General features: G+C 68.1%; 14 protein-coding genes and 1 tRNA gene. 7 read left to right on the top strand and 8 right to left on the bottom strand.

The genetic code is table 11. From position 1 onward, the window contains the following. Positions 1-8 precede the first annotated feature (8 nt). The 3 genes from AC5P57_RS21445 to AC5P57_RS21435 all read left to right on the top strand — a co-directional run bounded on the left by AC5P57_RS21445 (position 9) and on the right by AC5P57_RS21435 (position 7,385). Complete coding sequence (locus tag AC5P57_RS21445) at positions 9-3,236, top strand: hybrid sensor histidine kinase/response regulator (RefSeq protein ID WP_262234608.1); 3,228 nt, start codon at positions 9-11, stop codon at positions 3,234-3,236. Beyond that, positions 3,233-3,874 carry a response regulator gene (locus AC5P57_RS21440; RefSeq protein ID WP_099551239.1) on the top strand — a complete coding sequence of 214 codons (642 nt, stop codon included), beginning with the start codon at positions 3,233-3,235 and terminating at the stop codon, positions 3,872-3,874. Before AC5P57_RS21445 ends, AC5P57_RS21440 begins: the two co-directional genes overlap by 4 nt. A gap of 262 nt (positions 3,875-4,136) precedes the next feature. After that, positions 4,137-7,385 (top strand): autotransporter family protein, encoded by a 3,249-nt coding sequence (locus AC5P57_RS21435; protein ID WP_262234607.1) that lies wholly within the window; start codon positions 4,137-4,139, stop codon positions 7,383-7,385. A 507-nt stretch (positions 7,386-7,892) separates the two neighbouring features. On the opposite strand, the gene ychF is transcribed toward AC5P57_RS21435, so the two are convergent. From ychF to AC5P57_RS21395, 8 genes are all read right to left on the bottom strand, one after another. Beyond that, a complete protein-coding gene (gene ychF / locus AC5P57_RS21430; protein WP_057501645.1) occupies positions 7,893-8,984 on the bottom strand; it encodes a redox-regulated ATPase YchF in 1,092 nt (363 codons plus the stop codon). 100 nt (positions 8,985-9,084) lie between these two features. After that, on the bottom strand, positions 9,085-9,663 hold the full coding sequence (gene pth / locus AC5P57_RS21425) for an aminoacyl-tRNA hydrolase (protein ID WP_134527759.1): 579 nt from the start codon (positions 9,661-9,663) through the stop codon (positions 9,085-9,087). Positions 9,664-9,711: 48 nt separating this feature from the next. Further along, positions 9,712-10,329 carry a 50S ribosomal protein L25/general stress protein Ctc gene (locus AC5P57_RS21420; protein WP_099551243.1) on the bottom strand — a complete coding sequence of 206 codons (618 nt, stop codon included), beginning with the start codon at positions 10,327-10,329 and terminating at the stop codon, positions 9,712-9,714. 110 nt (positions 10,330-10,439) lie between these two features. Beyond that, positions 10,440-11,399 (bottom strand): ribose-phosphate diphosphokinase, encoded by a 960-nt coding sequence (locus AC5P57_RS21415; protein ID WP_005415400.1) that lies wholly within the window; start codon positions 11,397-11,399, stop codon positions 10,440-10,442. A 140-nt stretch (positions 11,400-11,539) separates the two neighbouring features. Next, positions 11,540-11,616, bottom strand: a tRNA-Gln gene (locus AC5P57_RS21410). Positions 11,617-11,627: 11 nt separating this feature from the next. Next, positions 11,628-12,497, bottom strand: a complete 870-nt coding sequence (gene ispE, locus AC5P57_RS21405; RefSeq protein WP_099551244.1) for a 4-(cytidine 5'-diphospho)-2-C-methyl-D-erythritol kinase — start codon at positions 12,495-12,497, stop codon at positions 11,628-11,630. Continuing rightward, positions 12,494-13,153, bottom strand: coding sequence for a lipoprotein insertase outer membrane protein LolB (lolB, locus tag AC5P57_RS21400; protein WP_099551245.1), 660 nt, complete (start codon positions 13,151-13,153; stop codon positions 12,494-12,496). The genes ispE and lolB overlap by 4 nt, the downstream gene beginning before the upstream one ends. Then, positions 13,150-14,835, bottom strand: coding sequence for a tetratricopeptide repeat protein (locus AC5P57_RS21395; protein ID WP_197577790.1), 1,686 nt, complete (start codon positions 14,833-14,835; stop codon positions 13,150-13,152). The genes lolB and AC5P57_RS21395 overlap by 4 nt, the downstream gene beginning before the upstream one ends. Before the next feature lie 63 nt (positions 14,836-14,898). Between AC5P57_RS21395 and hemA the strand changes: the two genes are divergently transcribed. From hemA to ppk2, 4 genes are all read left to right on the top strand, one after another. After that, positions 14,899-16,182 carry a glutamyl-tRNA reductase gene (gene hemA / locus AC5P57_RS21390; protein ID WP_099551247.1) on the top strand — a complete coding sequence of 428 codons (1,284 nt, stop codon included), beginning with the start codon at positions 14,899-14,901 and terminating at the stop codon, positions 16,180-16,182. Further along, positions 16,160-17,242: a peptide chain release factor 1 gene (gene prfA / locus AC5P57_RS21385; RefSeq protein WP_099551248.1), complete on the top strand. Its 1,083-nt coding sequence runs from the start codon at positions 16,160-16,162 to the stop codon at positions 17,240-17,242. The genes hemA and prfA overlap by 23 nt, the downstream gene beginning before the upstream one ends. 5 nt (positions 17,243-17,247) lie before the next feature. Beyond that, a complete protein-coding gene (locus AC5P57_RS21380; protein WP_099551249.1) occupies positions 17,248-18,960 on the top strand; it encodes an O-linked N-acetylglucosamine transferase, SPINDLY family protein in 1,713 nt (570 codons plus the stop codon). 216 nt (positions 18,961-19,176) lie between these two features. Further along, positions 19,177-19,959 (top strand): polyphosphate kinase 2, encoded by a 783-nt coding sequence (gene ppk2, locus AC5P57_RS21375; RefSeq protein WP_014036078.1) that lies wholly within the window; start codon positions 19,177-19,179, stop codon positions 19,957-19,959. Positions 19,960-20,062: the final 103 nt, after the last annotated feature.

Genomic DNA, 20,062 nt, shown 5'->3' with positions numbered 1-20,062 from the left:
GACCTGCCATGCCGGCCGAGGCCGCTCCTGTACGCCGACTCGCTCGCCGCTCGCTGCGTGTCCACGCCCTGCTGATCGGCGTGGTGGTGCTGGCGACCCTGCAGGCCGGACTGCTGCTGTCTGCCGGCTCGCAGCTGTTGAACGAAGAGCGCAGCAAGATCGAGTACCACTTCCGCCGCCTGGACGGCACGCTGCGCGAACAGGAGCGTTTCCTGCGCCAGTGGCGGCTGCATGATGTCGGCGCGCGTGGGCAGCCGGTTGCCGATGCCAGCGTGGAGCTGCAACGCGGGCCGTTGTTCGCCAACTTCGCGGTGATCGGAAGCGAGGGCGCCAGCCTTTCGCCACCGACCGAGCTGGGCGACCGTTTCCTGCGCTTCTACGGCACATTCTGGTCAGCCTCGCGCTACCCACCACCGCAATGCCTGCTGGTCGATGGCCAAGGCACGCGCGGCGTGCTGGCGCCGGTGCAGATGACCGGCGCTGACGCCAGCCAGAACAGTCCGCACCACCTGCGCCCTGCGATCAGCGACATCCACCGGGTGCTGGCCACGCAGCCAGCCCTGCAGCGCGGTGGAATCGTCTGGGTTGACGTGCCCTGGCGCGATGGCCAGACCCGTCTGCTGGCGATTGCGCATGCGCCACAGGACGCGCGCCTGTGGGGCGAGCCCAGCGATGGCTCGCTGGCCGCCCTGGCCTGCCTGCTCGATCCGGCACGTGTCGATGACTACCGTCAGGTGCTGGGTGTGCCGGTGTTCCAGCGGTTGTCGCTGTTCGATGCCAACGGCCAGCGCCTGCTGGGCGATGCTGCAGACGCCAGTGACGCGGGCACCTCCTGGCGGGCTGGCCTGGAAGGCCTGCAGTTCCGCATGCGCAGCGAGCGCGGCTGGCTGGCGGTCTACCACGTCAGCTGGCGGCAGGTGTTCCAGCATCCCCAGGGGCCCTTGCTCGGCGCGACCGTGGTGGCCCTGCTGCTGGCGTTGGGTGGCACGCTGGTGCTGCGCGCGTATCGGCGTTCGGTCATCGAGCCGCTGCGCAGCAATCACGCGCGCCTGCTGGAAAGCGAAGCCTTCAGCCGTACCATCCTGGACAACGCACCGATCGGGCTGTGCCTGCTGCGCCGTACCGATGGCAATGTGCTGCTGGACAACGCCCTCGCCCGCCGCTGGCTGGGCGAAGACCATCACAGCGGAGGTTGGCATGGCCCCTGGCGGCGCAGCGTGCTGGCCGCCGGGGGAACCACGCTCGGCGATGGGCTGGCCTACACCACACCCGAGGACCGCCACCTGCTGGTGACGGCGACGCCGGCGCGCTACCGCGGAGAACCGGCGGTGCTGTGCCTGTTCATCGACCTCAGCAGCCAGCACGAAGCCGAACAGGTGCTGCAGCAGGCGCGCCGTGCCGCCGACCAGGCCAACCGGGCCAAGAGCCAGTTCCTGGCCACCATGAGCCATGAAATCCGCACGCCGCTGTACGGCGTGCTCGGCACCCTCGAACTGCTCGGACTCACGCCACTGGATGCGCGGCAGCAGGACTATCTGGCGACGATCCAACGTTCCTCCTCGACCCTGATGCAGCTGATCAGCGACATCCTCGACGTCAGCAAGGCCGAGGCCGGGCAACTGAGCCTGGAACCCAGCCCGTTCGACCCGGTGCGGCTGACTGAGGATGCACTCGACTCGTATGCTGCCGCGGCCGCCAACAAGGGGCTGCAGTTCTACGCCTGCATCGATGCCGACGTGCCACCCGTGGTGTGCGGTGATGCCGCACGGATCCGCCAGGTACTCAACAACCTGATAAGCAATGCACTGAAGTTCACCGACAGCGGGCGCGTGGTGGTGCGCGTTTCGGCACGCTGGCAGGAGCAGCACTGCTGGCTGCAGTGGCAGGTCGCCGATACGGGTATTGGCATTGCCAGCGAACACCAGGCGCACCTGTTCGAGCCGTTCTTCCAGGCCAACCCGGGCACCGACGCGATGCGCGGCACCGGCCTGGGCCTGGCCATCTGCGCGCATCTTGTGGCGTTGATGGAAGGCCAGCTGCGCGTGGTCAGCGAGAGCGGCCTGGGCAGCAGTTTCAGCGTCGAACTGCCGCTGCCACCGGCGCCGGAGGATCCGCTGCAATCCCCTGCGCCGCAGCTGCCTGCGGGCCTGCAGGTCCAGGTGCGGGGCAATGTGCGCGAGCTGGTGCAATCGCTGTGCGAACGCCTGCAGCGGCGCGGTGCACACGCCAGCGTGTACCGGGAAGACAGCGCGGCGGACTCGCCCGCGGTCGCCGTGCTGCTCGACCTGGTCCTGGACGGCCCGCTGCCGGACGGTGCCAATGGCGCGCGCGTGATCGCCTGCCGCGAAGGCGGCGTGCGGCCCCGGCACATTGATGGTTTCTGGCAGGTTGGCCTGCACCGGTTCGATGCGATCGTGCTCGCCTTGGCCGCGGCCAGTGGCCAGCCGCTGGCGGCAAGCGCCGAAGGGCGCCTGCCGGCGACGCGCCGTTTCGGCCTGCAGGTGCTGGTGGCCGAGGACAACCCGATCAACCAGGCGATCCTGCGCGACCAGCTGGAACAGCTCGGCTGCCGCGGCGTGGTCGCCAGCGATGGCAACGAAGCGCTGGGCTACTGGCAGCAAGACACGTTCGCGCTGGTGCTGACCGACCTGAACATGCCCGGGCTGGATGGTTACGGCCTGGCCCGTGCCTTGCGGGCACGTGGTGTCAGCGTGCCGATTCACGGTGCCACCGCCAACGCCGACCCCGCCGAGCGCCAGCGCTGCCAGGAATCCGGCATGCAGGGCGTGCTGGTCAAGCCGATCACGCTGGAAGCGCTGCAACGCCTGCTGACCCGGATCGCCCACGGCGATGCACCGGCAGCCGCAGTGCAGGAAGCTCCTGTATCCACCGCTACGCACGACGGTGATCTCCCGCTGCAGGTTCCGGTGAAGATGCAGGCGCTGTTCGTGCAGACCATGCAGGCCGACCTGGACAGCCTGCGCCAGGCGATCACTGCAGCCGATCCGGCACGGGTGGTTCAGGTGCTGCATCGCATTCGCGGCGCGCTGGTCATCGTCGGTGCGCCTGCGCTTGTGGACAGCGGCCTGCAGATCGAACAATGCCTTGATGGCGGCGACGATCTGGCCACCCAGGCCACCGCCCTGACCGGCTTCCAGCGACACCTCGAACAGCTGCTGCGCCCGTTGCTCGAGACAGCCTCCTCCTCCCTTTCCGACGACCCGACCCTGCCATGACCACACGGATCCTCATCGCCGACGACCACCCGATCGTGCTTGCCGGCATCCGCGACGTACTGGCCGGGGAGCTGGACCTGGACGTCGTGGGTGAAGCCGCCGACCCGGCCACGCTGATCGAGCTGATGACCCGGACCCGGCCACAGGCGGTGATCACCGACTACAGCATGCCCGGCGGTGACCGCTTCGGGGACGGTATCAAGCTGATCTCGTTCCTGCGCCGCAGCTTCCCGGAGACGCGCCTGCTGGTGCTGACGATGGTGTCCAATCCGTCGCTGGTTGCGGCGATGTATGCCGCTGGCGCGCGGGGCGTGGTGCTCAAGAGCCATGGCTTGGGCAGCCTGGTGCAGGCCCTGCGGGTGGTGCTGGCCGACCGCGTCTACCGGCCCCCGGGCCTGCTGCCGGTAGCGGCGAGCGAGCCGGCCGATGCCGATGCGGTCCGTGCACGCCTGTCGCCGCGCGAGCTGGAAGTGATCCGGCTGTTCACCGGCGGCATGAGCGTGGGCGACATCGCTCGCCAGCTGCAGCGCAGCGCCAAGACGGTCAGCACGCAGAAGATCAGTGCGATGCGCAAGCTCGGCGTGGACAGTGACCAGGCGCTGATCGAGTACTGCCTGCAGGCCTCGTTGTTCGCCTGAGGCCGACTCCGGGCTGAACCCTGCCGGGCCTGCACAGGGCCTGTCGTGGCTTTAGGAAACGCCTGATTCCATAGGACGGTGCCGATTTCTAGGCTGGACGCATCCCGCCATGGTGCGCCTGCCGGCCGTTGCTGCGTCGCCGTGGGGGACGGAAGTCCGATGGCGCCTGCAGCCGCCATTGCGAGTGGCTTCCGCAGCGACGCGGCCCTGCCGCGCCAGTTCGCGCAGCCGCGCTGCGCCCTGCCACAGGAAGTCCAACAGCATGTACGCCTCCCCCACTCGGCGCCGCCGTGCGTCCGCGCGCACGCGCCTCACGCCTGCCCCCCTCCTTCCCAGCCTGCTGGCGACCGCCCTGTGGGCGGCACTACCCGCCCATGCCGCCGATCTGACCGGCCCCGTGCAGATCAGCGACGGCAACAGCCTGCAGCTGGGTGCCGATGATGTCCTCACCCATAGCGCGGGCGGCTTCGCACTGACCGTCACCGGTGCTGGCAGCAACGCACTGATCGACGGCAGCCGCATCAACGTGACCGGCAATGGCAGTGCCGTGTCTGCCGCCAATGGCGGCCAGGTACAGCTGCGCGGGGCGACGCTGTCGATCGCACCGGCCACCGGCGTGGGCGTCTATGCGTTGTATGCCAATGGTGCCGGCAGTGTGATCGATGCGCGTGATGTCGACATTGAGACCACGCGCAACGCCAGCGGATACGGCAGCGTGCAGGCCTACAACGGCGGCGTGATCCGCTACACCGGCGGCCGCATCGCGATGACCGGCGGCGTCGGCACCCTGGTCGGTGCCAACGGCAAGGGCAGTGAAGTGCACCTGGACAACCTGCAGATGAGCGCTGACAGCGGTGCCCGCCTGCGCGCCGACAGCGCTGGCCTGCTGACGATCCGCAACAGCCGGATCACCCTCGCCCCCGGCGGCACCCTCGCCGGCGTCGCCGTCGATGGCGTGGGCAGCCGCGCCGAGCTGTACGACACCTACCTGCAGAACGGTTGGTTCGACATCGACAGCGGTGGCAGCGTGCTGCTGGAGAACGTCGAAGCGCACTCGGTGGGCGGCAGCATGCGCCTGCTTGGCAGCCGCATCAACAAGACCTATTCCAGCGCGGTGATCAACGGCGGCAGCTTCTACACCGTGGGCGGCTATGGCGTGAACATCAACAGCTGGGGCCAGCTGACCGCCCGCGATGCCGCGTTCGATGTCCGCGACGGCTACTCCGGATTCTGGCTGGCCAGCGATGAGTCGCGCCTGCAGCTGACCGACAGCAGCATCGACACCTGGACCGACACCTACGGCTACGGCGTTGAGATCGCCGGCGGCGTCGCCACCGTGCAGGGCGGCCGGATCACCACGCACGGCGATGCAACCTATGGCGTACGCGTGACCGGCTCCACCGGCAGCACCGCCAGCCGCATTGAAGCCAGCGGCAACGTGATCGACGTGCGCGGCAATGGCGGCGGTGGTGTGTTCATCGGTGGCTCCACCGCCACCGCGCTGCTCGACACCGTTGCGATCCGCAGCGACGGCGAGAACGTGTTCGGCATCGTGCACATGAACACGGCGCGGCTGACCCAGGCCGATCGCCTGGACATCCGCATGACCGGCAGCAACAGCGGCGGCTACCGCTCCTACCTGACCGCGTTCGGCCCGTACTGGAACCGTGCCACCTTCAATGACAGCCACATCGAGACCGCCAGCGGCGCCGCGTTCTGGCTGCAGGGCAGCAACCATGCGTTGGCCGTCAATAGCAGCGATGTGACTGCAGGCGACGGCAGTGGCCGCCTGCTGCGGGTCAGCGACACGGTATTCACCGATGGCAGCAGCGTGGCGACCAGCCGCATCGACTTCAGCGCCGACGCCAGCACGCTGCGCGGTGACGTGGTGGTCGACAGCGCAACGGCTGACGTGCACATGGTGCTGGGCAACGGCACCACGTTCAGCGGTGCCCTGCGCAACGACTCGGGCTATCAGGTCGCACAGCTGGCGCTGGATGGCAGCAGCCAGTGGAACGTGCGTGCCAGTTCCAGCGTCGGCGCGCTCGAACACGCCGGCACCATCGCCTTCGATGCGCCGGCGGCGGGCGGCTTCAAGACCGTCACCGTCAGCGGCGACTATGTGGGCAACGGTGGCCAGTGGATCTTCAACCGCGCGCTGGGTGACGACACTTCGCTGGGCGACCAGCTGGTGATCAACGGCAACAGCAGCGGCACTGCCAACGTGAGCGTGCGCAACGCCGGCGGCGCCGGTGCACTGACCCAGGAGGGCATCCGCCTGATCACCGTGGCTGGCCAGTCGGATGCACAGTTCAGCCTGCAGGGGCGCGCGGTTGCGGGCGCCTACGACTACTTCCTGTTCAAGGGTGGCGTGTCGACCCCGGATGATGGCAACTGGTACCTGCGTTCGGAGTACGTACCGCCGGTCGATCCGCCGGAACCGCCGGAGCCCCCGGTTGATCCGCCGCAGCCGCCGGAACCGCCGGTCGATCCGCCGTCACCGCCGGAACCGCCGATCGATCCGCCGTTACCGCCGGAGCCGCCGATCGATCCGCCGCGCCCGCAGGTGGAACGCCCGGAACCGGCGGCCTACCTGGCCAACCGCAGCGCCGCACTGGACATGTTCCGGCACAGCCTGCATGACCGCGCCGGTGATCCCGCCGCCGAGGCCGGCGCCAGCGGCGATGCCGTGGCCTGGATGCACCTTCGCAGCGCGCAGCCTGACAGCCACGGCCGCACCCGCCAGGTCCAGGTCGATGGCCAGATCAGCAGCGTGCTGGTCGGCGTCGGCCACCGCTTCGAGGTGGGTGGCACCGGCGAGCTGCAGGCGGGTGCGATGCTCGGCCACGGCCGCGCGCGCAATGACAGCCGCTCGCAGGTGACCGGCTACGCCGCGCGTGGCGTGGTCACTGGCACCAGCGTGGGTGCCTATGCCACCTGGCTGCAGGATGCGCGCATGCAGGGCGGTGCCTATGTGGATGGTTGGCTGCAGTACGGCCGCTTCCGCAACAGCGTGCAGGGCGAAGGCCTGCAGAAGGAGCGCTATGACGCCCGCAACTGGAGTGCGTCGGCCGAGGCCGGCTATGTACTGCCCCTGCGGCGCACCGCGCAGCGCGGCATCTACCTGGAACCGCAGCTGCAGGTGGTGCACAGCCGCTATGACAGCGACCGCGTGGTCGAGGCCAACGGCACGGTGGTCGAGGACCGCGGTGGTGGCGAGACCAGCACCCGTCTCGGCCTGCGCCTGTACAGCCGTGGGTTGAGCCCGGCGCAGGGCCAGGTGCACCCGTACGTGGCGGTGAACTGGTGGTCCGGCGGAAATGGCGCGGGGCTGGCGATGGACGGCGAGCAACTGCGCCGCCAGCTGCCGCGTGACATCTACGAGGCCAAGGCCGGCATGCAGCTGAACCTGTCCGGCGGATGGCGCGGCTGGGGAGAGATCAGTCGGCAGAGCGGTGGCATGGGCTTCCGCGATGTCGGCGCCCAGCTGGGCATCTCGTACAACTGGTGATGCGGGAAGAACCCGGCAAGGGAGTGCCGGGTTCTTTTTTCCACACACGTCGTGGAAAGCGGTGGGGGTTTGATGTGGACAAGTGGCGGCGAGCGCCACGCACCAGGCATTTCAGGGAGTGGTGAATTTTTGTCCATACCCACCCGTGGTTTTCCACACCCGGCGTGGAGAGTGGTTGGGATTTGATGTGGACAAGTGGGTGGGAGCATTACCACGCAAGCGTTTCGAAGCATGGCGAATATTTACCCACGTTGCTCGGGCAAGCCGGGTAGAGCCGAGCCCGCACTCGGCTGATGCCCCCCCCTAAGCCGAGCGTGAGTTCGGCTCTACATCAGGTTCGCCGGTTTTCCACACCCGGCGTGGAAAGCAATGGGAGTTTGCTGTGGACAAGTGCCGGCGAGCGTCACACCGCAAGCGTTTCGCAACGTGGTGTTTTTTTGTCCACCCGCGGAAACGCGAACGCCCCGCGCAAGGCGGGGCGTCCAGGGTCGATCCGCTGCCGCAGGATCAGACGTTGAAGCGGAAGTGCAGGATGTCGCCTTCCTGCACGCGGTATTCCTTGCCTTCCAGGCGCAGGCGACCGGCTTCCTTGGCGCCAGCTTCGCCCTTGTACTTGATGAAGTCGTCATACGCGATGGTCTCGGCGCGGATGAAGCCCTTCTCGAAGTCGGTGTGGATGACCGCGGCGGCCTGCGGGGCGGTAGCGCCCTTGCGCACGGTCCACGCGCGGACTTCCTTCACGCCAGCGGTGAAGTAGGTCTGCAGGCCGAGCAGGCTGTAGGCCGCGTTGATCACGCGGTTCAGGCCCGGCTCGCTCAGGCCCAGGTCGGCCAGGAAGGTATCGCGGTCTTCGTCGTCCAGCTGCGACAGCTCTTCTTCAATCGCGGCCGACACCGGCACCACCTGCGCGCCTTCAGCGGCGGCGTGCGCGCGCACGGCGTCCAGGTGCGGGTTGTTCTCGAAACCGTCTTCCAGCACGTTGGCGATGTACATCACCGGCTTCAGGGTCAGCAGGAACAGATCGCGTACCAGCGCCTTCTCTTCCTCGTCCAGGCCCGCCGAGCGACCGGCCTTGCCATCCGACAGCGCGGCCTGCAGCTTGGCCAGCACCGGCTTGCGCGCCGCGGCGTCCTTGTCACCACCCTTGGCAGCGCGCTCGGCACGGTTCAGCGCCTTCTCGACGCTGTCCAGGTCGGCCAGCGCCAGCTCGGTATCGATGGTTTCGATATCCGAGATCGGGTCGACCTTGTTGTTGACGTGGATGACGTCGGCATTCTCGAAGCAGCGCACCACGTGGGTGATCGCATCGACTTCGCGGATGTGCGCCAGGAACTTGTTGCCCAGGCCTTCACCGCTGGCGGCACCGGCGACCAGGCCGGCGATGTCGACGAACTCGACCGCGGTCGGGATGACCTTCTGCGGGTTGATGATCGCTGCCAGCTCGTTCAGGCGCGGATCCGGCACCGGCACGATGCCGACGTTCGGCTCGATGGTGCAGAACGGGAAGTTCGCCGCGGCGATACCCGCCTTGGTCAGCGCATTGAACAGGGTCGACTTGCCGACGTTGGGCAGGCCGACGATGCCGCATTTGATACCCATGGGTGACAGCTCTCTGGGGTGAAAGTGATTGGGGAAACAGCGACCTGGGCGCTGCTTTTCCAATCATTCTCCGTACCGACCAACGGTCGGTACCTACCATTCATTTCGGGGTATGCAGCCGCTTCATCGCTTCGTTGAAATCGCCCTGCACTGCCAGCGGCAGCACGTCGATCGCATCGTCGATGGCGCGCGCGATCAGCACGTCGTCGTCCTTCGACGGGCGGCCGAGCACCCAACCCACCACGCGGTCCTTGTGGCCGGGGTGGCCGATGCCCACGCGCAGGCGGTGGAACTTGCCGTGGCCGAGCAGGCGGATGGTGTCGCGCAGGCCGTTCTGTCCGCCGTGGCCACCGTCGAACTTCAGCCGCGCCACGCCGGGCGCCAGGTCCAGTTCGTCGTGGGCCAGCAGGGTTTCTTCCGGCTCGATCTTCCAGAACCGCTGTGCGGCGGTGACCGACTTGCCGCTGAGATTCATGAAGGTGGCGGGCTTGAGCAGCCACACCGTCTGCCCGGCGATCTCGACCTTGGCGGTCTCGCCGAACAGCTTGCTGTCCACATTCCATCGCGCACCGGCTTTTTCCGCCAGGGCCTCAACGAAATGAAACCCGGCATTGTGCCGGGTCCGGGCGTGTTCCGATCCGGGATTGCCCAGACCGACGATCAGTCGCAGTCCTGCCATGGTTCCTTCCAACACGGTGCCTGCCCGGAGGCAGGCACCGTAGCGGTATTACTCGGCGGCAGCCGCTTCTTCGTCAGCCGCGTCGACCTTGCCGGCCTTGGCGGTGACGATGGCGTCGTCGTGGTCCTTGCCCAGCGCCAGGGCCGGGATTTCCACGCCCTTCGGCAGCTTGATGTCGGACAGGTAGACGATGTCACCGGCCTTCAGCTCGCCCAGGTCGACTTCGATCGACTCCGGCAGGTCCTTCGGCAGGCAGCTGATGGTCACTTCCTTCAGTTCGTGGGCGACCACGACGTCGGCAGCCTTGCCAGCCGGCGAGGTGTCTTCGTTGATGAAGTGCAGCGGGACCGAAGCGGTCAGGGCTTCGTTCTCGTTCACGCGCTGGAAGTCCAGGTGCATGATCAGCTGCTTGTACGGGTGGCGCTGCATGTCACGCAGCAGCACCTTCTGCACCTGGCCGTCCAGGTTCAGGTCCAGGATCGAGGCATAGAACCACTCGTTCTGCTGGGCCAGCCAGATTTCGTTGTGGTCCAGGCTGATGGCGACCGGCTCGGCGTTGCCGCCGTACACGATGGCCGGGATCACACCAGCGTGACGCAGGCGGCGGCTCGCACCCTTACGCTGCAGTTCACGCTTGGTGACCTTGATTTCATGGGTCTTCGACATTTTCGACTACTCAGGTTGTTGCCTCGCCTTGCGGCGTGGCGGTTGAAGATGCTTCCGCGACCAGAAGCACCCGGGGTATGCCCCCACCGTTGCCGGCGGGGGCGAAAAACTCAGTCGACGTACAGCGAGCTGACCGACTCGCCGAAGGCGATGCGGCGCATCGTTTCGGCCAGCATTTCCGCCACGCTCAGCTGGCGGATCTTGCTGCACACCCGCGCGGCGTCCTTCAGCGGGATGGTGTCGGTCACCACCAGCTCGTCGAGCTGGGAATTGGTGATGTTGTCCACTGCCGGGCCCGACAGCACCGCGTGGGTGCAGTAGGCGGCGACCTTGAGCGCACCGCGCGCCTTCAGGGCAGCGGCAGCGGCGCACAGGGTGCCGGCGGTGTCGACGATGTCATCGACCATCACGCAGGTCTTGCCTTCGACGTCACCGATGATGTTCATCACGGTGGAGACGTTGGCGCGCGGGCGGCGCTTGTCGATGATCGCCAGGTCGGCGTCATCCAGGCGCTTGGCCACGGCACGGGCGCGGACCACGCCGCCCACGTCCGGCGAGACGACGATCAGGTTCTCGGTGCCGTAGGCGCGCCAGATGTCGGCCAGCAGCAGCGGGGACGCATACACGTTGTCCACCGGAATATCGAAGAAGCCCTGGATCTGGTCGGCGTGCAGGTCGACGGTCAGCACGCGATCAGCGCCAGCGGTGCTGAACATCTTGGCCGCCAGCTTGGCGGTGATCGGCACGCGCGAGGAACGCATGCGGCGATCCTGGCGCGAGTAGCCGAAGTACGGCACCACGGCGGTCACGCTGGCCACCGATGCGCGCTTGAGCGCGTCGATCAGCACCAGCAGTTCCATCAGGTTTTCCGCGCTCGGCGCGCAGGTCGGCTGGATCACGAACACGTCCTGCTTGCGGACGTTCTCTTCGATCTCCACCTGCACTTCACCATCGGAGAAGTGCGAGACCAGCGCCTTGCCCGGGCGAACCCCCAGTTCCTTGCAGATGTTCTGCGCCAGACGTTTGTTGGCGTTGCCGGAAAAGACCAGCAGGTTCGGGGACTCTTGCATCATGATTGTCTCGGGCGGGGACGAGTGGCGGGGATCCGGAGTCGGCAAGGACCCTGATGGACCCTTGCTGCTGACAACACCGCGGCTGTTTCCACGTCCCGCGCAGGCAATGCGCTGGAAGGCGCGGACACAGCCGCTATTGGCAGGGGCGGTAGGATTCGAACCTACGAATGCCAGGATCAAAACCTGGTGCCTTGGGCCTCTTGGCGACGCCCCTGCATTGATAAATCAGTGTTGCTCGAGTGCATCCAGCAGTGGCGAACGCGCAACGCCCGCTGCCACCCTTGCCCGCAACTCCTTCGGCAACTTCGACCGTCCCTGCTCTGCGGCAGACTGCGATGCGAACTCGACGAAACAACCACTTCCCGAACCGGTCAGCCGCGCGGACCCGATCTTGCTCAACGCGACAAGCGCCGCCTCTACGGCAGGCTCGCGGCGGCGCAGCACCGGTTCGAACGCGTTCCCGACCAGGGTCCCGGAAGCGAAGTCCTCTATTTTCGCAACTGGGCTGTCGCGCGTCAAATCCGGGTCTGCGAACAGGGCCGGGGTGGGAACATGAACACCCGGTTCGACCACCACGTACCAAGCCGGGCCCAGGGTGATCGGCTGCAGGCGCTCGCCCACGCCTTCGGCCCAGGCATTGCGGCCGCGCACGAACACCGGCACGTCCGCGCCCAGACGCAGGCCCAGCGCGGCCAGCGCATCCTCGTCCAGACCGGCCCGCCAGAGCCGGTTCAGCACAACCAGCACGGTGGCCGCATCGGAGGAACCGCCGCCAAAACCACCACCTGCAGAAACGTTTTTTTCGACGATGATGTCGACACCTTGCGCGACATTGACCGCCTCTTTCAGCAGCTTCGCTGCGCGCACGGCCAGATCGTCGGCCTCGGCCACGCCCGCCAGGCCGTCCCCCTGCCGGCGCACCTGGCCGTCCTCACGCAGGCGCAGGCCGATGCGATCCCCCCAGTCCAGCAGGCGGAATACGGTCTGCAGTTCGTGGTAGCCGTCGGCCCGGCGGCCGGTGATGTGCAGGAACAGGTTCAGCTTGGCCGGGGCCGGCCACCAGGACCAGCCCGCGCCGTCGACTGCCCCACTCATGGGGTGCCCTGCCCCCACTGGTCCACCAGCAGGCGTACCTTGGCGTCGCCATTGCTGGCCTCGATCCGGCGTGGCACCGCCGGGCGCCCAGCCTCGGCCGGGTACCAGTCCAGATACTGCACCTGCCAGCCCATTTGCTGCATGCGACGCGGCCGGCCTTCACCGTCGCGTTCGACCTTTTCCGGACCAGCAGCATCACCGGCCACCAGGCCACGGATCCACGCCGGCAGCTGGTTGACCGGAATGTCCCAGCCAGTCGCTTCCAGCAGCAGCTGCTGGGCGTCCTCGCCGTCACGCGGCCCGCCGGCCAGTCCCTCCAGGCGACCGGCTTCGGAATGGGTATCGCCGGTCAGCTTCCAGCTCTGCCGGGTCACCGGCGCGCTCAGCTCGACCACATAGCGGCGCCCTTCCTGCTTCCAGTCGATGCGACCGCTGCCGCCGTCCTTGCCCTTGCTGACCGCGACCCGGCCCTGGAAAGCCCAGTCCGGCTGCGCGTGCAGCACGGCCACGCGCGCCGCCTCGACCTGCGCCGCTTCGGCCGAAACAACCTCGACCACCGCCGGCGCCGGGGTCTTCTGCGTGCCCACGCTGGTACAGGCAGTCACCGCCAGGGTCACGGCCGCCAACAGCAGCGGCCGGATCAGGGAAACACTCATGGATTGAATTTCTCGCGGGCGCGCAGCAGCGCGCGGTTTTCAGGATCGAGCTTGGCCGCTTCCTCGAAGAAATGGCGGGCCTCGTCATGCTTGCCCAGCACCCACAGCACTTCGCCTACGTGGGAAGCGATCTCCGGGTCCTTGGCCAGGGTCCATGCCCGACGCAGCTGCACCAGTGCTTCTTCCTTGCGACCCAGGCGATACAGCACCCAGCCATAGCTGTCGACGATGGCGGCGTTGTCCGGTTCGGCCACGCGGGCGCGGTCGATCAGCTCCAGCGCTTCCTGCAGGCGACCGGTGCGATCGGCCAGGGTGTAACCCAGCGCGTTCAAAGCCGGCACGTTCTCCGGGTCGGTCACCAGGATCTTGCGCAGATCGGCCTCGGCGCGCGGAATGTCGTCGCGGCGTTCCCAGGTGAGCGCACGGGCGTACAGCAGGCCGTTGTCATCCGGGTAAGCGGCCAGGCCGCGGGCCAGCGCATCCAACTCCCCGGCAGTGTCGTCGGCGCGCTGGCGCAGTTCGGCTTCCAGCAGGTAGGCGTCGCGGCGCACGTCGTCGTCAACCACCGCATCGGACTGGATCGCGTGCACTTCATCCAATGCCTGCGGCAGGCGCCCGGCCAGGGCCTGGGCGTTGGCCGCGCGCAGGCGCGCCTCACTCAACTCATCGCCACCGGGCACGCTGTGGTACCACTGCACGGCCTCGGCGTAACGCTTCAGGTACTCGGCGATCTTGCCCAGCAGCAGGCGCTGCGCCGGGTCCGGCTTGGCCGCCTGCCGCGACAGCTCGTTGTAGAGGTTGGACAGCGCGGCCTTGTCACCCTGCTTGGCCAGCAGCGAGGCACGCATGCCCCAGGTCTGCACGTCCTGCGGGCCGAACGCCAGCACGCGCTCGGCGGCGGACGGCTGGCCGAGGCTGTCATAGGCAATGGCCACCGCATTGCGCAGTTCCGGGTCCTGGCGGGTCTTCGGCTCCACATCGTGCAGCAGCGACAGCGCCTTGCCGGTCTCCCCGGCCTGCTGCAGCTGGCTGGCACGCAGCAGCGCCACGCGCGGTTCTTCCGGGAAACGCTTGACCACTTCATCGATCATGCGCCGCGCCAGGTCGGGCTTGTCCATGCGCAGGGCAAGGCGACCGAACTCCTGCCAGGCCTCGATCTTCGGCGGAATGGCGTTGACCTCGACCAGCTCGCCCAGCACCTGCGCGGGCACCGCCGGATCGCGGCCACCGCCGATCAGGGCCGCCAGGGCGAACTTCCAGCCGCGCTCGTCGGGGTCGGCCAGCAGGCCCTGCAGTTCGGTGCGGGCAGCCTTCACATCGCCCTGGCGCATGGCCAGCGCACCGGCCGCACTGCGCAGGGTCAACGAGCGCGGGGCCCGCTGCTGCCACAGGGCCAGGCCCTTGGCGGCGCTGGCATCATCGTTGGCGAGCATGGAAATGCGGGTCGCGCGCTCGGCCAGGCCGGCGTCGCCGTCGGTCTGCTGGGCGGCCTGCAGGTACCAGCGCGCGGCCTCGGCCAGCTTGCCGGCCTGCAGGGCGAACTCACCGGCCATCACCGGTTCCAGCGCCAGTTCCTCAGTGGCCGGGGCCCGTACGGGGGCCTTGGCCGGCACCGCCGCCAGGGCCTGGCTGCAGGCCAGGGACAGCAGCAGAACACTGGGGATGCGAATCAATGCGGGCATCGTCGGCATCGGGGCCTTAAAATGTCGTCCAATGGCCAGCAGCTTATCGCAAGCAACTGAACAATGACCCTGTGGGTGCTCGGACTGAATCACCAGACCGCACCGGTGGAGCTGCGCGAGCGCGCGGCCTTCGCCGGTGAGGCGTTGCCGCGCGCGCTCGGTTCGCTGCGCGATACTCCGCAGATCGCCGAGGCGGTGCTGCTGTCCACCTGCAACCGCACCGAGCTGTATGCCGTGGCCGATTCGGCACAGGCGCTGGACCAGTGGCTGCACACCCAGGCCGGCGACCTGCAGGGCTACCTGTATCAGCACGCCGATGCCGAGGCCGTGCGCCACCTGTTCCGGGTCGCCACCGGCCTGGACTCGATGGTGCTGGGTGAACCGCAGATCCTCGGCCAGGTGAAGGATGCCTGGTCGACCGCGCGTGACCACGGCCTGCTCGGCCAGCGCCTGGACCGCCTGTTCCAGCAGACCTTCTCGGTCGCCAAGCGTGCGCGCACCGACACCCAGGTCGGCGCCAATCCGGTGTCGGTCGCCTCGGCCGCAGTTCGCCTGGCGCAGAACGCCTTCGCACGCCTGGACGATTCCACCGTGCTGCTGGTGGGCGCGGGCGAGACCATCGAGCTGGCTGCACGCCACCTGAGTGAAGGCAAGGTGCGGCGATTGCTGATCGCCAACCGCACCCTCGCCCACGCGCAGGAGCTGGCCAGCCGCCACGGCGGCGTGGCCCTGCCGTTGACTGAACTGGACCGCCACCTCGGCGAGGCCGACGTGGTGTTCTCGGCCACCGCCGCACGCGAACCGGTGATCCACCGCGAGATGGTGGCCAATGCCCTGCGCGCGCGCCGGCACAAACCGATGCTGCTGTTCGACCTGGCCGTGCCGCGTGACATCGAGGCAGAGGTCGGCACGCTCAACGACGCCTTCCTCTACACCGTCGACGACCTGGAGCGCGCGGTGGAAGACAACCGCCGCGGCCGCCGCGAAGCGGCCGCCGAGGCCGAGGCGATCATCGACCTGCAGGTCTCGCGTTTCGTCGAAACCCTGCAGGCCAGCGCCCACCAGGCGCCGCTGCGGCAGCTGCGCGCCTTCGGCGAGGCCACCCGCGCCGAGCTGCTGGAGCGCGCGCGCCAGCAACTGGCCAACGGCAAGCCGGCCGATGAAGTGCTGGAACTGCTGGCCCACGGCCTGACCAACCGCCTGCTGCATCCGCCGACCGCCGCCCTGCGCGCAGCCGCGCTCAGTGGCGATGCCGACCTGACCCGCGCCGCCGAGCGCCTGTTCCCGGCCACGCCGGGTTACCGCCACCCACCCGTGAGACCCGATGACGCCGACCCTGCGCCGTAAGCTGGAAGCGCTGGCCGAGCGCCGCGAAGAACTGGAACGCCTGCTCGCCGAACCCGATGTGGTCGCCGACAACACCCGTTTCCGCGATCTTTCGCGCGAATTCGCCCAACTTGAGCCGGTCGCCACCGCACTGGCCGACGAAACCCGCGCCAAGGCCGACCTGGCCGCGGCCGAAGGCATGCGCGCCGACCCCGACCTGCGCGAACTGGCCGACGAGGAAATCGCCGCGGCCCAGGCCCGCCTGCAGGAACTGGAACAGGAGCTTGCCCTGCTGCTGGTACCGCGCGACCCGCGCGATGAGGGCAACCTGTTCCTGGAAGTGCGCGCCGGTACCGGCGGCGACGAAGCAGCGATCTTCGCCGGCGATCTGTTCCGCATGTACGCCCGCTATGCCGAACGCCAGGGCTGGAAAGTCGAGATCGAATCGGACAATCCCGGTGAGCACGGCGGCTACAAGGAAGTGGTGGCACGCGTGGTCGGGCGTGGCGCGTTCTCGCGCCTGAAGTTCGAATCGGGCACGCACCGCGTGCAGCGCGTGCCGGCCACCGAATCGCAGGGCCGCATCCATACCTCGGCGGCTACCGTGGCGATCATTCCCGAAGCCGACGAAGTCGATGACATCGTCATCAACCCGGCCGACCTGAAGGTGGATACGTTCCGCTCCTCCGGCGCCGGCGGCCAGCACGTCAACAAGACCGAATCGGCCATCCGCATCACCCATGTGCCAACCGGCGTGGTGGTGGAATGCCAGACCGAGCGCAGCCAGCACGCCAACCGCGACAAGGCGATGAAGCGCCTGAAGGCGCAGCTGCTGGACGCCGAGCGCCAGCGCCAGGATGCCGCGCAGGCCGAGTCGAGGCGCCTGCAGGTGGGCAGTGGTGACCGCAGCCAGCGCATCCGAACCTACAACTTCCCGCAGGGGCGCATCACCGATCACCGTGTGGAAGGACTGACCCTGTACGACCTGCCCAACATCCTGGCCGGTGACCTCGACCCGCTGCTGCAGCGGCTCAGCCACGAACACCAGGTCGACGCCCTGGCCCAGCTGTCGGCAGGCTGAGCACGATGTCGGCCTGGCAGCAGCGACAGCACCTGCAGCAAGCGATTGCCCGCCAGCCCGACGACTTCGTCGCCTGGGTGATGCTGGCCGACGTGGAACTGGAAGCCGGCGACATCGCTGCCGGCGAACAGGCCGCGCGACGTGCCCTGCAGCTGCGCCCGAACCACCCCGAAGCACTGGCGCGGCTCGGCCGCGTGGCGTGGATGGCCGGTGCACATGGCGATGCAGCCAAGCTGCTCGGCCAGGCCTCGGCACTGGCACCGCAACATCCCGGCATTGCGCTGTGGCTGGGCCACGCACTGGAAGATGCCGATGATGCCGAAGGTGCGTCGGCGGCCTATCGACGCGCACATGGGTTGATGCCGGCCGAACCTTACATCGCCGCCCAGCGCCTGGCCTGGCAGCGTCGCCTGTGCGATTGGCAGGACGTGGACTCGCTGGCCGCACAGGTGCGCGCCGCCGTGGCCAGCGGCCAGGGCGTGGTCGAGCCGTTTGCCTTCCTCAGCGAGGACGCCAGCGCTGCCGAGCAGTTGGCCTGCGCACGCACCCGTGCGGTGGCTGTGGCTGCCTCGGTGCGGCCATTGCCGCCGGCAACGGTGCGCCCGCACGGCCCGCTGCGCGTCGGTTTCCTCTCCAATGGGTTCGGCGCACATCCGACCGGATTGCTGACCGTGGCGCTGTTCGAGCAGCTGCGTCACGACCCCGCACTGCAACTGCATCTGTTCGCACTGAACCGCGACGATGGCAGCCGCATCCGCCAGCGCCTGCAGACAGCGACGCAGCTGCATGATGTGGCCGGCCTGCGTCATGCCGATACCGCCGCACGCATCCGCGCACAGGGCATCGACCTGCTGTTCGACCTGCGTGGCTGGGGCGGTGGTGGCGCGCCGGAAGTGCTGGCGATGCGCCCTGCCCCGCTGCAGCTGAACTGGCTGGCCTATCCGGGCACGTCGGGGGGGCCGTGGATGGATGCGGTGATCGGCGATGCCTTCGCGCTGCCGCCCGCACTGGAGCCGCACTACAACGAACGCGCGCTGCGCCTGCCGCGAGCCTTCCAGCCGTCGGACAACACGCGCGTGCTGGAGCCTGCGCCGACGCGTGCCGACTGCGGTCTGCCCGTGCAGGGCGTGGTGTTCTGCTGTTTCAACAACAGCTACAAGCTCAACCCGCGCAGCATGGGCCGTGCCTTTGCAGTGCTGCAGGCGGTGCCCTGCAGCGTGCTGTGGCTGCTGTCCGGGCCCGGCCAGGCCGACGCGCGCCTGCGTGCCGCCGCAGAGGCCGCGGGCCTGGACCCGGCGCGCCTGGTGTTCATGGACAAGCTGCCGCATCCGCAGTACCTGGCCCGTTATCAGCTGGCCGACCTGTTCCTGGACACGCATCCGTACAACGCCCACACCACCGCCTCCGATGCGCTGTGGGCCGGCTGCCCGGTGCTGACCTGCCCGGGCGACACTTTCGCCGCGCGCGTGGCCGGCAGCCTCAACCATCACCTTGGCCTGGCCCGGCTGAACGTCGCCGACGATGCCGCGTTCATCGCCACCGCCAGTGCACTGGGCAACGACCCGGCTGCGCTGGCCGCGTTGCGTGCTGAACTGGCGCAGGCACGCGAGCGCAGCGGGCTGTTCGACATGGGCGGGTTTGCCCATGATCTGTCGGCGTTGGTGCAGCAGCTGGCGCGCGAGCACGGCTGGCTGGGAACAGCGGAACAGACCGGGTAATGTCTACTGGAAAATGCCTGCTGGGTAGAGTCGACTGTCAGTCGACTGCTCTCGGCCGGAAGCCGAAAACCCCGCGCTGCGCGCGATAGTCGACTCTACCCAGTCGGCACCCAATCGATACCCAATCGATCTCATCCCAGCGGCGGTCGCCCTGCCTCTACATGCGGTGACGCGACGGTGCGCTACGCTCGGGCTTCCTTCCCGCGTGGTGTGACGATGGCCAAGCTCAAGCGCAAGGACTACGACGAACTGCTGCTGCCACTGCAGCTGGAACTGACCGCGATGGCGCGCTGGGTGCAGCACAGCGGGCAACGCCTGCTGGTGCTGTTCGAAGGGCGTGACACGGCGGGCAAGGGCGGCGCGATCCAGGCCATCAGCCAGCACCTCAACCCTCGCCAGTGCCGGGTGGTGGCACTGCCCAAGCCTACCGACCGAGAAGCCACGCAGTGGTACTTCCAGCGCTACGCGTCGCACCTTCCGGCCGCCGGCGAGATCGTGCTGATGGACCGCAGCTGGTACAACCGTGCCGGCGTGGAGCGGGTGATGGGCTACTGCAGCGAGACCGAGTACCAGCAGTTCCTGCGCCAGGCGCCGGTGTTCGAGCAGCTGCTGGTGGACGACGGCATCCTGCTGTTCAAGTACTGGCTGTGCGTTGACCAGGAGCAGCAGGAAAAGCGCTTCGCCGAGCGTCATATCGACCCGCTGAAGGGCTGGAAGCTCTCTCCGGTGGACCTGAAATCACGCAGCAAGTACAGCGCCTACACCGAGGCACGCGAGGCGATGCTGCGCGCCACCCACCGCGAAGCGGCGCCGTGGACGCTGGTGGATTTCAACGACCAGCGCCTGGGCCGGCTGACGCTGGTGCGCAACCTGCTGGACCGGCTGCCGGATACGCGCGTGGATGCGCCGTTGCCGGAGCTGCCGAAGCTGAAGGGCAAGCTGCACCGCGAGCACTACGATGTGCTGAAGCCGATCGAGGACTTCCCGGTCGAGGAATAGGGGTTGTTCGGCAGGGCCTGCGGCCCTGCACCTGCCGAAGCCAGAGCAACGGCAACAGCAACAGCAACGGCGGGCTTCCTGAGGGATGGCGGGGTGGGTCCGG

This window comes from Stenotrophomonas sp. YJH_SMC_79, from assembly GCF_059367995.1.
The sequence above is the reverse complement of the archived record's forward strand: the minus strand, read 5'-3'. Positions and strand labels throughout refer to the sequence as shown.